This is a genomic window from Reyranella sp. (genome assembly GCF_965249915.1).
Classification (GTDB): Bacteria; Pseudomonadota; Alphaproteobacteria; order Reyranellales; family Reyranellaceae; genus Reyranella.
Map to the genome: position 1 here is coordinate 96,207 of NZ_OZ252257.1, position 16,477 is coordinate 112,683.

A 16,477-nucleotide genomic window follows, 5' to 3' on the forward strand; every position below is an offset into this window, starting at 1 on the left:
CATCGCCCGGCCGCGGTCGCGTCCTGTCCGCGCTTTGGGAATGCCGGGCGAGACTTGCCTTCCGACACCGCCTCTCTCTTCGCCCAGCATCGGGGGTCGCTCATCGCCTATGCCGCCAGGATCGTGGGATCGCGCGTGCAGGCGGAGGATGTGGTGCAGGAAGCCTGGCTCAAGCTGCGCCTCGCCGAAGAGCAGCGCACCGTTCTCGAGCCGGTGGCCTATCTGTACCGGCTGGTCCGCAATCTCGCGATCGACACGCGGCGGAAGCTGTCGCGGGAAGTCGGGCGGGGCCAGGCCGATGATTCGGCGCACGGCATCGCCGACGAAACACCTTCCGCCGAGCGCGCAGCGGCGGCAAAGGACGAGCTTCGGCTGGTGCTCGAGGCGCTCGCGGCCCTGCCCGAGCGCACGCAGATCGCTGTCCGAATGAACCGCATCGAGGGCATGACGCTGCAGGAAGTGGCGAATCACCTCGATCTCTCCGTGACGCGCACCTTCACGATCATCGCCGAAGGCGTCGCCCATTGCGATCGCTGGCGTGCCCGCGCCGTCGCCGCTGCTGCCGGAGCGAAATGAGCGCAGCGGGGAAAATCGCGGCCGCCGGATCGTCAATACTCCATGGGCCTCTTCGGTCTTCGCGTATCGCTGTCCTGGCGACGCCTCGTTCGACCGGCCGAGGCATCGCTGCGGCCGGGACACGCCTCCATGGAGGATGACCAAGAGCGGGCGAGGGTGGAGGCGGCAGGCTGGCTGATCCTGCTCGACGACGATCCAGGCGACCGCGCCCGGCATGCGGAGTTCCGGGCGTGGCTGGAAGTTCCGGGCAATCGAGCGGCGTGGGAGAGCGTGTCGCGAACCGGTGCGCTGCTGGCCAGCGTCGGGAAGGAGCGCGCGGACGAGTCCGTGAAGCTCCGGAAAGCCACTGTTGACGGCGCGCTGCGGCCGGCCTGGAGAAGGCGTCCGATGATCCTCTCTGCCGTTCTCGCCCTCTGTGGTGCGGCTCTGCTCGCTTCTCCGATGGTCCGTCGCCTCGAAGCGGATCACATCACGGGAATCGCACAGGTCAGGTCCGTGGACCTCGAAGATGGCAGCAAGGTACAGCTCGGGCCGGACACTGCCATCAGGCTCGGCTTTTCGGCCGGAGAGCGCCGCGTGACGCTGCTGTCGGGCGAGGCGCAGTTCGACGTGTCGCCCGATCCCCGCCGGCCTTTCCGCGTCGTGGCGCGGGACGCGACGACGACGGTGCTCGGCACGCGTTTCGATGTGCTGGTGCTCGACCAGGTCACCTCGGTCAGGGTCGCACACGGCCATGTCGAGGTCGATGCGGCGATCGAGGGTTCGTCCTACGAGCTCTTCGCCGGTGATTGGGTTCGAGTTCGACGCGATGGCTCGGTGTCGCGGGGTGGCGGCTTGCCGGACTATCTCCTGGCCGGTCCGGACGCCCGGCTGGCCGTCCGCAATCGTCCCGTGGCGGAAGTCGTCGAGCGCCTGCGCCCCTGGTTTGCGGGTCGGATCGTGATCGCGAGCGCCGGTCTTGGGGAGCAGCCCGTGACCGGCGTGTTCGATGCCACCGATCCCGCCGACGCGCTGCAAGCCATCGTCGGGCCGCAGGGCGGCCGCGTGCTGCGTGTAACCCCATGGCTGCTCATCGTTTTGGCAGGCTAGGAAGTCCTGCGGCGGCACGGTCGATGGCGGAAGGCCAGGAATCTGCAACGAGCCAGGGAAAATGATCGTGCCGACATCGTCAAACCCCTAAGGGGAAATTACGACTGAGACGCATTCGCGTACCCCTTGGCGGTTTTGTTCCTGCGTGGGGAGAGTTCGGTGCATCTTGAGGCGAGGATGAAGGCGCGGGGCGCGCGCCGGGCGGCATTGCTGACGGCCCTGCTGGCGTCGCTAACGTTGCACGAGGGGGCTTTCTTTGGAGCGGCGTGGGCTCAACCCGCCGGTACCCAGGGTACCCGTCCGTTCAATATTCCGGCCCAGGCGTTGACGGATGCGCTGGTTCAATTCGGATATCAGTCCGGGCTTCAGGTTGCGGCGGACGGCAATGTCGCGGCGTCGGTCAGGAGCACCGGCGTGAGCGGCTCCCACACGCCCCAGGAAGCCCTCAGCCGCATGCTCGCCGGGACCGGCCTCACGTTTCACTTCACGGGCGCGAACACCGTCCAGATTCAGAAGATGGCCGATGCGCCGGCCGGCGCGATGCAGCTCGATCCGGTGAAGGTGCAGGGCCAGGACGTGCCGTCGCAGGCGATGATCGACAATCTGCCGCCCGCCTATGCCGGGGGCATGGTCGCGCGCGGCGGCCAGGTCGGTCTCCTGGGCAACCGCGACTTCATGGATACGCCCTTCGACATGACGACCTACACGTCGCAGAAGATCGAGAATCAGCAGGCGGCGACGGTGGCGGACGTGGTCAACACCGATCCCTCGGTGCGCGTCACCAGCCCGATGAACGGCATGCTCGATGCCTACTATATCCGGGGCTTTCCCATCGCCGAGGGCAACTTCGGCGAGATCGCCTTCGATGGCGTCTACGGTGTCGCGCCGAACTACCGGGTATTCACGGACTATGTCGAGCGCATCGACGTCATCGCAGGCCCCACCGCGATGCTTTTCGGCATGGCACCCAACAGCAGCGTCGGCGGCTCGATCAACATCGTGCCCAAGCGCGCCACGACGGACCTGACGCGGGTCGCCGCCGAATATACCGGCCTGTCGCAGCTCGGTGCCCGGATCGACGTTGCCCGCCGCTTCGGCGAGAACCGCGAGTACGGTGTGCGCTTCAATGGAGGCGCCTACAGCGGCAATACCCAGATCAACAATCAATCGCGCGACGCCTTGGTGGGCGCCTTCGCTTTCGATTTTCGCGGAGATCGCTTTCGCGCGACGGTCGACGTCGTCAGCCAGTACGAGTACTTCTCGGCGCCGTCGCGGCCTTTCCTCGTTGCCACGGGCGTGGCGATGCCCGCCGCGCCCAACGGAAGCAGCAACGTCACCCAGACCTGGGAGTGGTCGCGGTCCGCGGACCAATCCGCGCTGGTACGCGCCGAGTACGACATCCTCTCCGACCTGACGTTCTTCGTGGATTTCGGCGGCGGGCTTTCCCAGGTCGATCGCCTGTTCGGCACGCCCACCATCACGAATGCGGCGGGCAACACGACGAGCACGCCCGGCTACTACAAGTTCAACGTCAGTCGCCTGACCTACGATGCCGGGCTGCGCGGCACTTTCCAGACGGGTGAGGTCCGGCATGCCGTCGCCCTGCAGGCCAGCCGCTATCAGGATGCGATCTACCGGGGAATCGTCAACGCCTCGTCGGCCGTTCTGTCGAACATCTATTCGCCGATCGCCCAGCCGTCCCAGTCCGTCGCCGCGCCCTCCCAGTTGCCCAAGATTTCCCAGAGCACGCTGGGTGGCGTCGCCCTCGCCGACACGATGTCGGCCTTCGGCGATCGGGTCCAGCTCACGCTCGGACTGCGCTGGCAGCAGATCGCATCGGACAATTTTTCGACCACCACCGGGGCGATCACGTCGGGCTACAATACGAGTGCCCTCACGCCGATGGTCGGCCTCGTCGTCAAGCCGAAGGACAACGTGGCGCTGTATGCAAACTACGTCCAGGGCCTCAGCAAGGGAGACGTCGCTCCCGCCGCCGCCAGCAATGCGGGCGAGACCCTCGCACCGTACGTGGCGCAACAGTTCGAAGTCGGAGCCAAGGTCGATTTCGGGAAGTTTGCGACGACCTTGAGCCTGTTCCAGATCCAGAAGCCGTTCGCGCAGCTGGTCAATACTGTCTACACGGCCAGCGGCCAGCAGACCAACCGGGGCCTCGAGCTCAAGGTGTTCGGTGAAATCGCGCCGTCGGTCCGCGTCGTGGGCGGCGTGGCGCTGCTCGATGCGCGGCTGAGTTCGACCAGCAATGCCGCCACCAACGGCAATGTCGCGATCGGCGCCCCGGTGTTCAAGGGCACGCTGAACCTGGAATGGGACACCCCGTTCGTCAACGGGCTGACGCTCGGGGCGGGCGTCATCACAACGTCCAGCCAGTACGTGGACGCCACCAACACGCAGAGCATCCCGACATGGACCACGCTGGGCCTCGACGCCCGCTACCGCACGGTCCTTGGCAAGACGCCGGTGGTGTTCCGCGGGGCCGTCCAGAACGTCTTCGACAACAACTACTGGTCCGGCGTGGCGAGCTACGGCGCGGTCGCCCAGGGTCTGCCGCGGACGTTTCTGTTCTCCGCATCGGTGGACTTCTGAAGTGCGGCGATCGGCGGTCGCGAATATGATTCCTGGACGAATCCCCTGTTTGAGGACGGGCCCCGGACCGTTCATCTGGTATCAGGACAGGGGTGAAGGGGGCTGTCCATGGACCAGATCGAAACGCCCAATCGGGAAGCGGCCAAGAAGGACGTGCCGCTGCGCTACGACACGCGGCTTCTCGGGCGCATTCTGGGCGAGACGGTGCGCGACCAGGAAGGCGACGCCGTGTTCGACCTGGTCGAGCACATCCGCCGCACCGGGGTGCTGTTCCATCGCGATGCCGACGAGGCGGCGCGGCAGGAGCTGCAGGCCACGATGAGCGGCCTGCCGATGGATCGCGCCCTTCGCATCATCCGCGCCTTCGGTCACTTCTCGCATCTGGCCAACATCGCCGAAGACCAGCACCACATCCGCCGCACGCGGGCCCTCGCCATCGCCAAGGCGCCGCCGGCGCAGGGCACGATGGCCTATGCGCTCGGCCGCGCCGCGAAGGCCGGTATTTCCCGCGACCGGTTGCAGGGCTTCTTCGCCCGCGCGCTGTGCAGTGCGGTCCTGACGGCGCACCCGACCGAGATCCGGCGCAAGAGTTCGATCGACCGCGAGATGGAGATCGCACGGCTGCTCGACGAACGCGACCGGGTCGAGTTCACGCCGGAGGAACTGCGGGCCAACCGCCAGGCGCTGCGCCGCGCCGTGCTCACTTTGTGGCAGACCAGCATCCTGCGCGACACGCGCCTGCGGGTGATCGACGAGGTCGCCAACGGGCTCGCCTATTACGATCACACGTTCCTGCGCGCGCTGCCGATCTTCTACGCCGATCTCGAGGACCGGCTCGGCAGCATCGAGGCGGCCTGGCGGGACATCGACGTGCCGTCCTTCCTGCGCATGGGCAGCTGGATCGGCGGCGACCGCGACGGCAATCCCTACGTCACCGCGGACGTCACGCGTCAGACGCTCACTCTGCAGAGCCAGCGGGCGCTGCGCTTCTATCTCGAGGAACTGCACCGGCTGGGCAGCGAGCTGTCGCTGGACGGCCGCATCGTGCACGTCTCGGACGGCTTGCGCGGACTGGTCGAAAGCTCGGCGGATCGCGCGCCCGAGCGCAAGGACGAGCCCTACCGCCGCGCCATCGTCGGTATCTATGCGCGGCTGGCCGCGACCGCCTGGTCGCTCGACCGGCTGGAGCCGCCGCAGCCGCCGGTCGGCCCGGCGCCGGCCTATGAGACGGTGGAGGATCTGAAAGCGGACCTCGACACGCTCTACCGGTCTCTCGCGGAGAACGGCTCGGCGGACCTGGCGCGGGGCCGCCTGCGCTCGCTGCGGCGCGCCGCCGACGTCTTCGGCTTCCATCTGGCGTCGCTCGACCTGCGCCAGAATTCCGACGTGCATGCGCGCGTCATGGCCGAACTCGTGGCGGCAACCGGCGCCGGCATCGACTATGCCGCGCTCGAAGAGGCGGCGCGTGTCGATTTTCTGGTCGCCGAACTCGGCAACATGCGGCCGCTCGCATCGCCCTATCTTTCCTATGGCGAGGAGACGGCGGCGGAACTGGACCTGGTGCGCGTGGCGGCCGATGCGCATCGGCGCTACGGGCGCGCCGCCCTGCCCAACTATGTGATCTCGAAGGCCGACAGCGTCTCCGACATCCTCGAAGTGGCCGTGCTGCTCAAGGAAGGCGGATTGCTCGATCCGCGCGAGGGCCGGCTGGACGTCGACATCGTGCCGTTGTTCGAGACCATCGGCGACCTGCAGCGCTGCGGGCGGATCATGGACGAGCTTCTCGCCCTGCCGGCCTATCGCCGCCTCCTCGCGGCGCGCGGCGGCACCCAGGAAGTGATGCTGGGTTACTCCGACAGCAACAAGGACGGCGGCTATCTCACCTCGACGTGGGAACTCTACAAGGCCGAACTCGCTCTGATCGAGACCTTCAAGCGCCACGAGGTCGGGTTGCGCCTGTTCCATGGTCGCGGCGGCTCGGTCGGACGCGGCGGCGGGCCGAGCTACGACGCGATCCTGGCGCAGCCGCCCGGCGCCGTGCAGGGCGCCATCCGCATCACCGAACAGGGCGAAGTGATCGCCGGCAAGTATTCCAATGCCGAGGTCGGACGGCGCAATCTCGAAACCCTGGCCGCCGCCACGCTGGAGGCCTCGCTCCTCGACGCCGACCGGCCGCCGCCGCCCGCCGACTATCTCGCCGTCATGGAGGAGCTGTCGGCGCGCGCCTTCCGCGCCTATCGCGACCTGGTCTACGAGACCGAGGGCTTCGACCGGTACTTCCGCGAATCCACGGTGCTGGAGGAGATCGCCTCGCTCAACATCGGCAGCCGGCCGGCCTCACGCTCCAAGAAGCAGGGCATCGAGGACCTGCGCGCGATTCCCTGGGTGTTCAGCTGGGCGCAATGCCGCCTGATGCTGCCGGGCTGGTACGGCTTCGGCGCCGCGATCGAAGCCTGGACCGCCGCGCGGCCGGCCGACGGCATGGCGATGCTGCAGGAGATGCACGACAACTGGCCGTTCTTCCGCACCATCCTGTCGAACATGGACATGGTGCTGGCCAAGAGCGACATCGCCATCGCCTCGCGCTATTCCGAGCTGGTGACCGACACCGCACTGCGGGAGCGGGTGTTCGGGCGGGTGAAACGGGAGTGGAAATCCTCGATCGATGCAGTCTGCGCCATCACGCGGCAGAAGACGCTGCTGGAACTCAACCCGCTGCTGGCGCGCTCGATCCGCAACCGCTTCCCCTATATCGATCCGCTGAACCACGTGCAGATCGAGCTGCTGCGGCGTCACCGCGCCGGCGATCCCGATCCCGCAGTCGTGCAGGGGATCCACCTCAGCATCAACGGCATCGCGGCGGGCCTGCGCAACAGCGGCTAGATCTAGGTTCGTCCGGCCAGCGCCCTGAACGATCCGGCGAGAAGCTTCATCGCCTGGCGCTTCGTCGCGCTTGTCGTGCCTGACAGCAGCATGACTTCGCGCGATGGCAAGGGGGGCAGTCCCAGGCGACGGCCGACATCCGCCGTGCCCATCGGGGCGACGCGCCTTGCGAGCGCGGCAACGGCGAGACCGGCGCGGACGGCGGCGCCGATCGTCTGTGCACCGCCACCGACGAACACTTCGGACCAGCGGATGCCGGCCTTGTCCAGCGCGCTGACCGCCATTGCGCGGACGTTGCAGGGAGATGCCTGCGTCGCGAGCGGCAGTACGGCACCCGGCCGGAAGTCGAACTCCGGCACGGCGGTCCAGCGGAATTCCTCCTTGAACAGCACTTCGCCGCCGCGGCGCTTGCCGTCGTGGTTCAGGACGACGGCGCAGTCGCTCGAGCCGTCGTTGATCGCGGCCATCGCTTCGCCCGATGTCGTGATCCTGACCTCGACGACGAGGCCGGGATCGGAGCGATGCAGGTGCTGCAGCAGGGTCGTGAGATCGGCGCCGACGATGTGATGGCTGATCGACACGGTGATGCGCCGCTGCTCCTGCGTGAAGGCGGCGAGGGCCTTCTGCTGCGCCGCGACCAGCTCACGCGCGGCGGCAAGGAAGTTTGCACCATCGGGCGAGAGGCGGACGAGGCGCGGCGTCCGGTCGAGCAGGCGGCGACCCAATGACTCTTCCAGGCGCCGGATCTTCAGGCTGACGGCCGCTTGGCTCGAATTCAGGGCCGCGGCCGCGCGCGTGAAACTCGAAAGGTCGGCCACCAGCACGAAGGCCTCGACCGCTGCCGCGTCCAGCATCAATCATATCTCTTTGTTATCTCTGAAACATCCAACCATCTATTTTTGCTATGTTCAACACTGGCTACAAGCATGGCCATGTCCAGCGCACAGCCTCAGGCCAAGAGCCTGCACTCCTCACCGGCCGCCGCCTTTCGCCGAAAGGTGCTCGAGCTTCGAAGCCAGGGCCGCACGATCATCGACATGACGGCGGGCGACCTCGACTTCCCCACGCCGCCGCACGTCGTCGAGGCCGCCGTTGCCGCGGCGCGGGCGGGCGAGACGCGCTACACCAACGTCGACGGCACGCCCGAATTGAAGGATGCGGTGCGCGAGCATTTCCGTCGCCAGAACGGCCTGGAGTTCGAGCGCTCGGAGATCATCGTCAGCAACGGCTCCTCGCAGGCGATCGCCACCGCCTTTGCGGTGACCTTGAAGCCGGGCGACGAGGTGATCGTGCCGAGCCCTTGCTGGGCGACCTATCACGGCCAGGCCAGTCTCGCGGGTGGCGTGGCGGTCCCGGTGCCTTGCGCCCAGAACAACGGCTTCAAGCTGCGGCCCGAGGATCTCGCGCGAGCGATCACGCCGCGCACGCGCTGGATCATCGTCAACAATCCGGTCAATCCGACGGGCGCGGTCTACACGCACGCCGAACTGGGCGGACTCTGCGAGGTCGTGCGGCAGCATCCCGGCGTGCGGGTGCTCGCCGACAATCTCTACGAACACTTCGTCTTCGACGGTGCCAGGGCCGTGACACCGCTCGAAGCTGCACCGGACCTCAGGGGGCGCATGGTCACGGTGAGCGGCGTGGCCAAGAGCTACTCCATGACGGGATGGCGGATCGGCTATGCCGCAGCGCCGGCCGATCTCGTGGCCGAGATGACCAAGGTCCAGTACCTGGTGACCTCCTGTACCTCGTCGATCAGCCAGGCCGCTGCGACCGCGGCACTCGCCGGGCCGCAGGCGGTACTGACGGAGCGCCTGGCGATCCTCCAGTCCAAGCGCGACCTCGCGGTCTCTCTCGTCAACGGCTGCGAGGGCCTTTCCGCCGCGCCGCCCGAGGGCACATTCTATCTCTGCATCTCCTGCGCCGGGGTGATCGGCAAACGCACGCCGCAGGGCCGTGTGCTCAACACAGGCGAGGATGTGTCCGACCATCTCCTCGGAACGGTGGGCATCGCCCTTCTTCCGGGAGAGGGCTACGGGCTTCCTCATTATGTACGGATGACCTTCGCCGTGCCGACTGAACATATCCATGCGGCCGGACGGCTTATCGGCGAGGCGTGCGCAGCGCTCACCTGAGAAGTGGGGCGGCGAAACGTCAGGCTTGCCTCGCGATGCCGGCGACACCACCATGGTATCGGAGGGTCAAATCGACATGGATCGACTGGCGGGCAAGGTGGCCATCGTCACGGGGGGCGCCAGCGGCATGGGCCGGGCGACCGTGATGCGCTTTCTTGCCGAAGGCGCGAAGGTGCTCGTGGCCGACCTCAACGAGGCCAATGGCGCGGAGACACTGGCGGTCGCCAGGGCGCAGGGCTTTGGCGACAGTGTCGGATTCGTGCGCTGCGACGTGGCGACGGAAAGCGATGTCGCTTCCATGGTTGCCGAGGCCAAGAGCCGTTTCGGGCGGCTCGACATCGCCTATCTCAATGCCGGCGTCGGCGGCGCCTTCGGCCCGATTGCCGAAACGAGTGTCGAGGACTGGGATTATACGTTTGCCGTGCTGACGCGGTCGGTGTTCCTCGGCATGAAGCATGCCTCGCAGGCGATGAAGGAACAGGGTGGCGGCGGCGTGATTCTGGTGACGGCGTCGATCGCCGGCATGGTGGGCGGCGGCGGCAGTCATGCCTATTCGGCGGCCAAGGCCGCCTGCATCAGCCTGATCGGGAACGTGGCGGCCGAGCTGGGTCCCGATCGCATCCGCGTGGTCGGCATCGCGCCCGGTGTCATTTCGACGCCGCTGGTCCATCGCGGCCGGCCCGACAAGTACGAGAAGCAGTTCGGCCAGCAACCCTGGCCCGACCGCGGCGAGCCCGAGCATATCGCCGACGTGGCGACTTTCCTTGCCTCCGACGAGGCACGTTTCATCACCGGCGAGACGGTGAAGGTGGATGGCGGACTGCTGGCCCAGGGCGTCGCGCTCTGGGGTACCGGCGCCGACAACACCTTCATGAAGAGCGCTGGCGTCAACCGCGGCACGACCGGTGAAGCCATGGTCGTCCGCACCCTGCAATCCGGAGATCAGAAGAAATGACCAGCGAAGCTCAACGCCTGCACGGGCACCTCATCGGACAGCAGGGCTCGCGCGGCTCGCTCAACACGCCGGCGCTCGTGCTCGACCTCGATATGCTCGACCGCAACATCGCGGAGATGGCGAACTTCGCCAAGGCGCATAAGGTGAAATTGCGGCCGCATTCCAAGACCCACAAGTCGGCCGACATTGCGCGTCGCCAAATGGCGGCGGGGGCGCTCGGCGTGTGTTGCGCCAAGCTCGGCGAAGCCGAGGCGCTGGCCGAGGCCGGCATCCAGAGCCTGCACATCACCTCGCCGGTGGTGACGCCGCAGGCGATCCAGCGGCTCGTCGAGCTCAACGCCAAGGTCTCCGACCTGATGCTGGTGGTCGACCATCCCGCCAATGCAGAGGCGCTGGCCGCCGCGGCCGCAAAGGCCGGCAAGTCGCTTACCGTGATCGTCGACATCGATCCCGGCATCCATCGCACGGGCACCGCCTCGCCCGAGGCCACGGTCGAGCTGGTGCAGAAGGTCGCCAACTTCCGGTCGCTCGCCTATGCGGGCGTCCAGTTCTACTGCGGAAGCCACCAGCACATCGTCGACTTCAAGGAGCGCACCGCCCAGATCAAGGAGCGCACGGAGTATCTCCAGGGCATCCTGGCGAAGCTGGAAGAGGCGGGCCTGAAGCCCGGAATCGTCACCGGCTCGGGCACCGGCACGCACTACATCGATGCCAAGCTCGGCGTCTTCACCGAGCTGCAGGTCGGCTCCTACGTGTTCATGGACCACGACTACAACGTCTGCGACCTGCGCGGCCTCGACAAGCCGACCTTCGAGCAGGCGCTGCAGATCGACGCGCGCGCGGTCAGCGCCAACACGCCGGGCATGGTGACGGTCGATGCCGGGCTGAAGGCCATGGCCACCGAAAAGGGCCCGCCGGTGATCCTGAAGGGCGCCGTCGAAGGCGCCACCACGCGCTTCATGGGCGACGAGCATCTCGCGGTGATCGCGCCGAAGGGCCAGCCGGCCCCCAAGCTCGGCGACCAGGTCGTGCTGACGCCGCCGCACTGCGACCCGACCGTGAACCTCTACGAGAGCTATCACGTGGTGAAGGGCGACACCCTGGTCGAGATCTGGCCGGTCACGGCGCGCGGCCGGTCGCGCTGATATTCATACTCCTCTCCCCCGATAGGGGGAGAGGCTGGGTGAGGGGTGACGCAGGAGCGCTTCGATCAACCCCCTCACCTAACCTCTCCCCCTATCGGGGGAGAGGAACTCGAGAGTGCCCCACCACCAGCCCGCCGTTCCACGTCCGCGCGAGCAGCAGCAGCGCGCACATTCCGAGGGCGCTGACGACGGTCATCCCGAGAAACGCGCGCTGGCCGTAGTCTGAGTAGAGAATGCCGGAGAACTGGTAGACCACGGCCTGCGTGGCGCCGGTGCCCAAGGCGTAATAGAGGCTCTGGCCGATCGCCGCGCCGTGCGTCGGCAGCGCGCGCTGCAGGAAGGCCATGGCGCCGAGGTGGCAGGCGGCGAAGGTGCAGGAGTGCAGTGCCTGCAGCAGGACCAGCGCCCACAGCTCGGTCGTAAAGGCCATGGCCGTCCAGCGCACCAGGCCGGCGGTGAGGCCGAGCGCGATCAGGCCGCAGACGCCGAGACGCGCCAGCAACCAGCCGCCGAACAGCATTAGCACGATCTCGATGGCGACGCTCTCGGCCCACAGCGCGCTGATGGTGACGTCGGGGATACCGGCGCCGCGCCACGTCAGGGTGCCGAAACTGTAGAGCACCGAATGGCTGGCCTGGCAGAGGCCGCAGGCCAGCAGGAACAGCAGGAACGGCGGCTGCCTCAGCAGTTCGCTCACGCGGAACGGCGCATGGCCATGCGCGGCGGCGGTGCGCGGGGCGGCGGGCGGCAGCAGCAGCGCGAAGGGCGCGAGCAGCACGATGCTTGCCAGGCCGACATAGAGCACCCAGGGCGGGCCGTAGCGATCGACGGCGATGCCGGCCAGGAAGGTGCCGAAAATGAAGGCGACCGAGCTCCACATGCGCACGCGCGCATAGTCGAGGCCGTGCTTCTTGGTCTCGGTCACCAGCACGCCGTCGTAGAGCGGCATGGGCGGCGACCACAGGAACCCCCAGAGCATGGTGACGACGAAGATTGCCAGAAACGAATGGGAGATCTGGAAGGCGCCCATGGCGGCGATGGAGGCGATGCCCAGCGCCACGATGACGCCGCGCGGGCCGCCCAGGCGATGGGCGACCCAGCCGACCGAGAGGGTCGCGATCACCGTCACGATCTGGCGCGACATGAACAGCGTGCCGATCTCGGTGTCGCTGATCCCACGGTCGCGCAGCCAGACCGGCCAGTAGCTCATGAAGGCGCCGGCGGCGAAGAAGTAGGCGGCGCCATAGGCCGCGAGCTTCGCCCCTTGAAGTAGACGGCCCGACAGCCGGTCGGACATCAGGCGGCGAACTCCTTGCGGATCGCCTCGCTGTGCTGGCCGAGCGTCGGCACGTCGCCCAGCCGCTCGGGCTCGCCGGTGTAGGAGGCGGCCAGCGCCGGAATCGAGACGTCCTCGCCGCCGATCGAGTTGAAACCGGTGCGGCGGAGCTGGGGATGGGTCGTCAGGTCCTTGACGCTGCTCACCCGCGCCCAGGCGATCTGCGCCGCTTCGAGGCGGGCCGAGAGGTCGGCGAAGGTCTGAGACGCGAAGCTCTGGGCCACGATGGCGTTGGTCTCGTCGCGCCGCGCATTGCGCGCCTTGCCGGTCGCATAGTCCGGATCCTTCTCGAGGCCGGGCCGGTCGATGACGCCGTGGCACAGGCGCTCGAACTCGCGATCGTTCTGGATCGAGATCAGCACCGGCACCTTGTCGGAAGTCGGATAGACGCCGTAGGGCGCGATGAACGGATGGGTGAGGCCCAGACGCGGCCATTCGTAGTTGGAATATTCCATGCCGAGCAGCGGCACCGTCATCCATTCGGCCATCGAGGAGAAGAGCGAGACCGAGATGGCGCGGCCCTCGCCGGTCCGGCCGCGGGCGATCAGCGCCTCGAGCACGGCGGCGTGGGCATACATGCCGGTGCCGATGTCGGTCGCCGAGATGCCGACCCGGCCCGGCGCATGCTCGGTGCCGGTGATCGAGGCCAGCCCGCTCTCGGCCTGCACCAGCAGGTCGTAGGCGCGGCGGTTCCTGTAGGGGCCGTGGTCGCCATAGCCCGAGATGTCGACGGTGATCAGCTTCTTGTGGGCCGCCCGCATGGCGGCGGAGCCGAAGCCCGCGCGCTCGGCCGCGCCCGGCGCCAGGTTCTGGATCAGCACGTCGGCCTTGCCGATCAGCCGGTGCAGCAAAGCGAGGTCGTCCTTGGCCTTGAAGTCGAGGGTGAGAGACTGCTTGCCGCGGTTCAGCCAGACGAAGTAGCTCGACTGGCCGTGCACATAGCCATCGTAGCCGCGGGCGAAATCGCCCTCGGGCCGCTCGATCTTGATGACGCGGGCGCCGGCATCCGCCAGCCGGGCGGCGCAATAGGGAGCGGCCACCGCCTGCTCGACACTCACCACCAGCAGACCGTCCAGCGCTCCAGCCATCACATGACCCCAAATTCCAGAAATGCCCCGCGCATCGCACCGCGAAGCGCCTCGGGACGAGGTGTTACCGTAGGACTACCATTTCGCAAGGGGCGATGGCACGGTTCGGACAAGATCAAAACGACATAGCGGGGACGAGGAAATGCCGGGACCATTGCAGGGCGTGCGTGTGATCGATCTGACGGCCGTCCTGCTGGGGCCGTTCGCCACGCAGCATCTGGCCGACATGGGCGCCGACGTGATCAAGGTCGAGCCGCCGGAGGGTGACCTGCTGCGCGCCTCGGGCGGCAGCCTCGGCAACGCCCCGGCCATGGGTCCGATCTACATGGCCGCCAACCGCAACAAGCGCTCGATCTGCCTCGATCTCAAGAAGCCCGCCGCCTGCGCCGTCCTGAAGGACATGATCAAGGATGCCGACCTCTTCATCCACAACAGCCGGCCGCAGGCGATCGAACGGCTGGGCCTGGGCTATGAGGAGCTGAAGAAGATCAATCCGTCGATCATCTATGCCTATTCGCTGGGCTATGCGCGCAAGGGACCGTACGGCCACAAGCCGGCCTTCGACGACCTGGTGCAGGGCGTCTCCGGCGCGGCCTCGCTGCAGAGCCGGGTCGACGGCCTGCCACCGCGTTTCATGCCGAGCCTGATCGCCGACAAGACGACCGGGCTGCATCTCTGCATCGCCGTGCTGGGCGCGCTCTACCATCGCAAGTGCACGGGCGAGGGGCAGATGATCGAGGTGCCGATGCTCGAGACCCTGGCCTCGTTCTGGTTGACCGAGCACCTGTTCGGCGCCACCTGGAACCCCGAGCGCGCGCCCATGGGCTACGACCGCATCATCAACAAGTTCCGCCATCCCTTCCCGACGAAGGACGGCTACATCTGCGCGCTGCCCTATACCGACGCGCACTGGGTCAAGTTCTTCGAACTGGCGGAGCGGCCCGACCTCGCCAAGGAGAAGAGGTTCGTCGACCGCATGGAGCGCGCCAAGCATTTCAGCGAGCTCTACCAGGTGCTGGCCGAGCTGCTGAAGCATCGCCCGACGCAGGAATGGCTCGACATGTTCGACGAGGCCGACATCCCCGCCATGCCGGTGCGCACGCTGGAGGAGCTGAAGGACGACCCGCACCTCAAGGCCACGGGCTTCTTCACCGAGCGCGAGCATCCGACCGAGGGCCCGATCACCACCTTCGCCAGCCCCCTCGACTTCGAGAAGACCAAGGTCGAGTTCCGCCGCCACGCCCCGCAGATCGGCGGCGACGGCGTCGAAGTCCTGCGCGAGGCCGGCCTGAGCGACGAGGCGATCGAGAAGCTCAGGGCGGACAAGGTCTTGATCGTGCCGCCGGAACGCTAGAAGCGGCGGCGAAGGCGGCGCAGGGCGTCGGTCACGACCAGGATGTGGAACGGCAGGATCGCCGCGAGATAGAGGCGGCCCAGCAGATTGTGGCAGCGCACGACCGTCGTGGCGACGAGCGTCCCGTCGGTGCGGCGCAGGAGCACCGAAGCCCGGAAATCGAGATGGCGGTCGTCGGCGCCCAGTACGATCTCGTCGGCCGAGCGGGACAGGACGGGGAAGAAGGCGATGTGCTCGCCGGCCTCCAGGGCATGCGAGGCTCTGACGCCGAACAGCGTCATCACCCGATCGCGGATCGCCAGCAGGATCGTGAACCAGACGGGCGGATCGGCGAAGAGCAGGGTGGCGAGGGTGCCGACGTCGGCGGGCGCACCCGGCGGCAGGGTGACGGCAAACCTGTCGGTCAGGCTGGCGCCGGAATACCAGTCACTGAGGCGGCTTTCGGCGGGTGGGGCGATGCGGCTCATGGCACGGAATATGGGAACGGGTCCCGGAGAGAACCCCGGGACCCGCTGTCGCGGGACGATCCGTCCCGCACGTAACCGGCCTGAGCGGCGCCGATATCGATCGAGCCTTCGCCCGATGGGCCTAGAACCTGTAGGTCACGCCGGCGCCAATGATCCAGGGATCGATGACCGCGGTCCCGCTCACCGGGATGGTGTAGTTGACCGTGGCATTGTAGGTCGGGCGCAGGATGTACTTCTTGACGTCGAAGTTCACGCCCCAGTGCTTGTCGATCATGTAGTCGAAGCCGACCTGGACGGCGCCGCCGACGGTATTGTTGATGCTGAGGTTCGTCACCCCGAGCCCGTTGGTCTGCGTATAGCCGGCGCTCTGACCGAAGAAGATCGTGTAGTTCAAGCCGATGCCGATATAGGGCTTGAAGGCGCCGAAATCGGTGAAGTGATACTGCGCCAGCAAGGTCGGGGGCAGGAGCCACGCGCTTCCGATGTTGGTGTTCGCGAGGGCGCCGGTGCCGGTGATGCTGTGAGCCGTGACGCCCAGGATGAGCTCGGCCGCGACGTTGCGCGTGATGTAGTAGCTGATGTCGACTTCGGGGACGATCGAGTTGCCGATGGACAGGCCGGAATTCGGCGTCGAAAGCGCCGGGACGCCCTGCACGTTCACCGTGCTCCCCGACGAGGCCGGGAGCACGCCCAGCGCGCGGACGCGGACCTGCCAGGGACTCTGAATCTCGGTGTCGTCGGCTTTGGCTGCCTGCCCCAGCGAGGCAGACATGAGGGCTGCCGCAACCATCGCCCCTGCAACTGAAATCTTCCGCATTGATACTCTCCCGCTTTACGCTGGGATG

At 67.3% G+C, this 16,477-nt stretch carries 13 protein-coding genes; 8 read left to right on the top strand and 5 right to left on the bottom strand.

The genetic code is table 11. The features are described from left to right. Window positions 1-54: 54 nt before the first annotated feature. The 4 genes from ACP15H_RS00465 (at window position 55) to ppc (ending at window position 7,152) form a co-directional block, all read left to right on the top strand. The gene (locus tag ACP15H_RS00465; protein WP_425064264.1) at window positions 55-576 is read left to right on the top strand and encodes a sigma-70 family RNA polymerase sigma factor; all 522 of its coding nucleotides are present in this window, start codon (window positions 55-57) and stop codon (window positions 574-576) included. A 42-nt stretch (window positions 577-618) separates the two neighbouring features. Beyond that, window positions 619-1,665: a FecR family protein gene (locus ACP15H_RS00470; protein ID WP_425064265.1), complete on the top strand. Its 1,047-nt coding sequence runs from the start codon at window positions 619-621 to the stop codon at window positions 1,663-1,665. Between the two features lie 177 nt (window positions 1,666-1,842). Further along, entirely contained in the window at window positions 1,843-4,269 is a 2,427-nt protein-coding gene (locus tag ACP15H_RS00475) for a TonB-dependent siderophore receptor (RefSeq protein ID WP_425064266.1), read from the top strand. Window positions 4,270-4,377: 108 nt separating this feature from the next. Then, window positions 4,378-7,152 (top strand): phosphoenolpyruvate carboxylase, encoded by a 2,775-nt coding sequence (gene ppc / locus ACP15H_RS00480; protein WP_425064267.1) that lies wholly within the window; start codon window positions 4,378-4,380, stop codon window positions 7,150-7,152. Between the two features lie 2 nt (window positions 7,153-7,154). On the opposite strand, the gene ACP15H_RS00485 is transcribed toward ppc, so the two are convergent. Next, on the bottom strand, window positions 7,155-8,006 hold the full coding sequence (locus ACP15H_RS00485; protein WP_425064268.1) for a LysR family transcriptional regulator: 852 nt from the start codon (window positions 8,004-8,006) through the stop codon (window positions 7,155-7,157). Window positions 8,007-8,084: 78 nt separating this feature from the next. On the opposite strand from ACP15H_RS00485, the gene ACP15H_RS00490 reads away from it, so the two are divergent. From ACP15H_RS00490 to ACP15H_RS00500, 3 genes are all read left to right on the top strand, one after another. Further along, complete coding sequence (locus ACP15H_RS00490; RefSeq protein WP_425064269.1) at window positions 8,085-9,287, top strand: aminotransferase class I/II-fold pyridoxal phosphate-dependent enzyme; 1,203 nt, start codon at window positions 8,085-8,087, stop codon at window positions 9,285-9,287. Window positions 9,288-9,363: 76 nt separating this feature from the next. After that, the gene (locus tag ACP15H_RS00495) at window positions 9,364-10,242 is read left to right on the top strand and encodes an SDR family NAD(P)-dependent oxidoreductase (protein ID WP_425064270.1); all 879 of its coding nucleotides are present in this window, start codon (window positions 9,364-9,366) and stop codon (window positions 10,240-10,242) included. Continuing rightward, on the top strand, window positions 10,239-11,387 hold the full coding sequence (locus ACP15H_RS00500; protein ID WP_425064271.1) for a DSD1 family PLP-dependent enzyme: 1,149 nt from the start codon (window positions 10,239-10,241) through the stop codon (window positions 11,385-11,387). The genes ACP15H_RS00495 and ACP15H_RS00500 overlap by 4 nt, the downstream gene beginning before the upstream one ends. A 91-nt stretch (window positions 11,388-11,478) precedes the next feature. Here ACP15H_RS00500 and ACP15H_RS00505 read toward each other — a convergent pair whose 3' ends face one another. Further along, entirely contained in the window at window positions 11,479-12,684 is a 1,206-nt protein-coding gene (locus tag ACP15H_RS00505) for an MFS transporter (RefSeq protein ID WP_425064272.1), read from the bottom strand. Beyond that, window positions 12,684-13,811: a CaiB/BaiF CoA transferase family protein gene (locus ACP15H_RS00510; RefSeq protein WP_425064273.1), complete on the bottom strand. Its 1,128-nt coding sequence runs from the start codon at window positions 13,809-13,811 to the stop codon at window positions 12,684-12,686. Before ACP15H_RS00510 ends, ACP15H_RS00505 begins: the two co-directional genes overlap by 1 nt. Before the next feature lie 142 nt (window positions 13,812-13,953). Here ACP15H_RS00510 and ACP15H_RS00515 point away from each other — a divergent pair, with 142 nt between their 5' ends. Then, window positions 13,954-15,165, top strand: a complete 1,212-nt coding sequence (locus ACP15H_RS00515; protein ID WP_425064274.1) for a CaiB/BaiF CoA transferase family protein — start codon at window positions 13,954-13,956, stop codon at window positions 15,163-15,165. On the opposite strand, the gene ACP15H_RS00520 is transcribed toward ACP15H_RS00515, so the two are convergent. After that, a complete protein-coding gene (locus ACP15H_RS00520) occupies window positions 15,162-15,632 on the bottom strand; it encodes a DUF2867 domain-containing protein (protein WP_425064275.1) in 471 nt (156 codons plus the stop codon). The genes ACP15H_RS00515 and ACP15H_RS00520 overlap by 4 nt on opposite strands. Before the next feature lie 121 nt (window positions 15,633-15,753). Next, window positions 15,754-16,449 carry an OmpW/AlkL family protein gene (locus ACP15H_RS00525; protein WP_425064276.1) on the bottom strand — a complete coding sequence of 232 codons (696 nt, stop codon included), beginning with the start codon at window positions 16,447-16,449 and terminating at the stop codon, window positions 15,754-15,756. Window positions 16,450-16,477: the final 28 nt, after the last annotated feature.

What these genes read in the sequence shown, in the direction of transcription:
- ACP15H_RS00470 (WP_425064265.1), top strand. Translation starts at nt 619, where the DNA reads ATGGGCCTCTTCGGTCTTCGCGTATCGCTGTCCTGGCGACGCCTCGTT.
- ACP15H_RS00475 (WP_425064266.1), top strand. Translation starts at nt 1,843, where the DNA reads ATGAAGGCGCGGGGCGCGCGCCGGGCGGCATTGCTGACGGCCCTGCTG.
- ppc (WP_425064267.1), top strand. Translation starts at nt 4,378, where the DNA reads ATGGACCAGATCGAAACGCCCAATCGGGAAGCGGCCAAGAAGGACGTG.
- ACP15H_RS00485 (WP_425064268.1), bottom strand. Translation starts at nt 8,006, where the DNA reads ATGCTGGACGCGGCAGCGGTCGAGGCCTTCGTGCTGGTGGCCGACCTT.
- ACP15H_RS00490 (WP_425064269.1), top strand. Translation starts at nt 8,085, where the DNA reads ATGTCCAGCGCACAGCCTCAGGCCAAGAGCCTGCACTCCTCACCGGCC.
- ACP15H_RS00495 (WP_425064270.1), top strand. Translation starts at nt 9,364, where the DNA reads ATGGATCGACTGGCGGGCAAGGTGGCCATCGTCACGGGGGGCGCCAGC.
- ACP15H_RS00500 (WP_425064271.1), top strand. Translation starts at nt 10,239, where the DNA reads ATGACCAGCGAAGCTCAACGCCTGCACGGGCACCTCATCGGACAGCAG.
- ACP15H_RS00505 (WP_425064272.1), bottom strand. Translation starts at nt 12,684, where the DNA reads ATGTCCGACCGGCTGTCGGGCCGTCTACTTCAAGGGGCGAAGCTCGCG.
- ACP15H_RS00510 (WP_425064273.1), bottom strand. Translation starts at nt 13,811, where the DNA reads ATGGCTGGAGCGCTGGACGGTCTGCTGGTGGTGAGTGTCGAGCAGGCG.
- ACP15H_RS00515 (WP_425064274.1), top strand. Translation starts at nt 13,954, where the DNA reads ATGCCGGGACCATTGCAGGGCGTGCGTGTGATCGATCTGACGGCCGTC.
- ACP15H_RS00520 (WP_425064275.1), bottom strand. Translation starts at nt 15,632, where the DNA reads ATGAGCCGCATCGCCCCACCCGCCGAAAGCCGCCTCAGTGACTGGTAT.
- ACP15H_RS00525 (WP_425064276.1), bottom strand. Translation starts at nt 16,449, where the DNA reads ATGCGGAAGATTTCAGTTGCAGGGGCGATGGTTGCGGCAGCCCTCATG.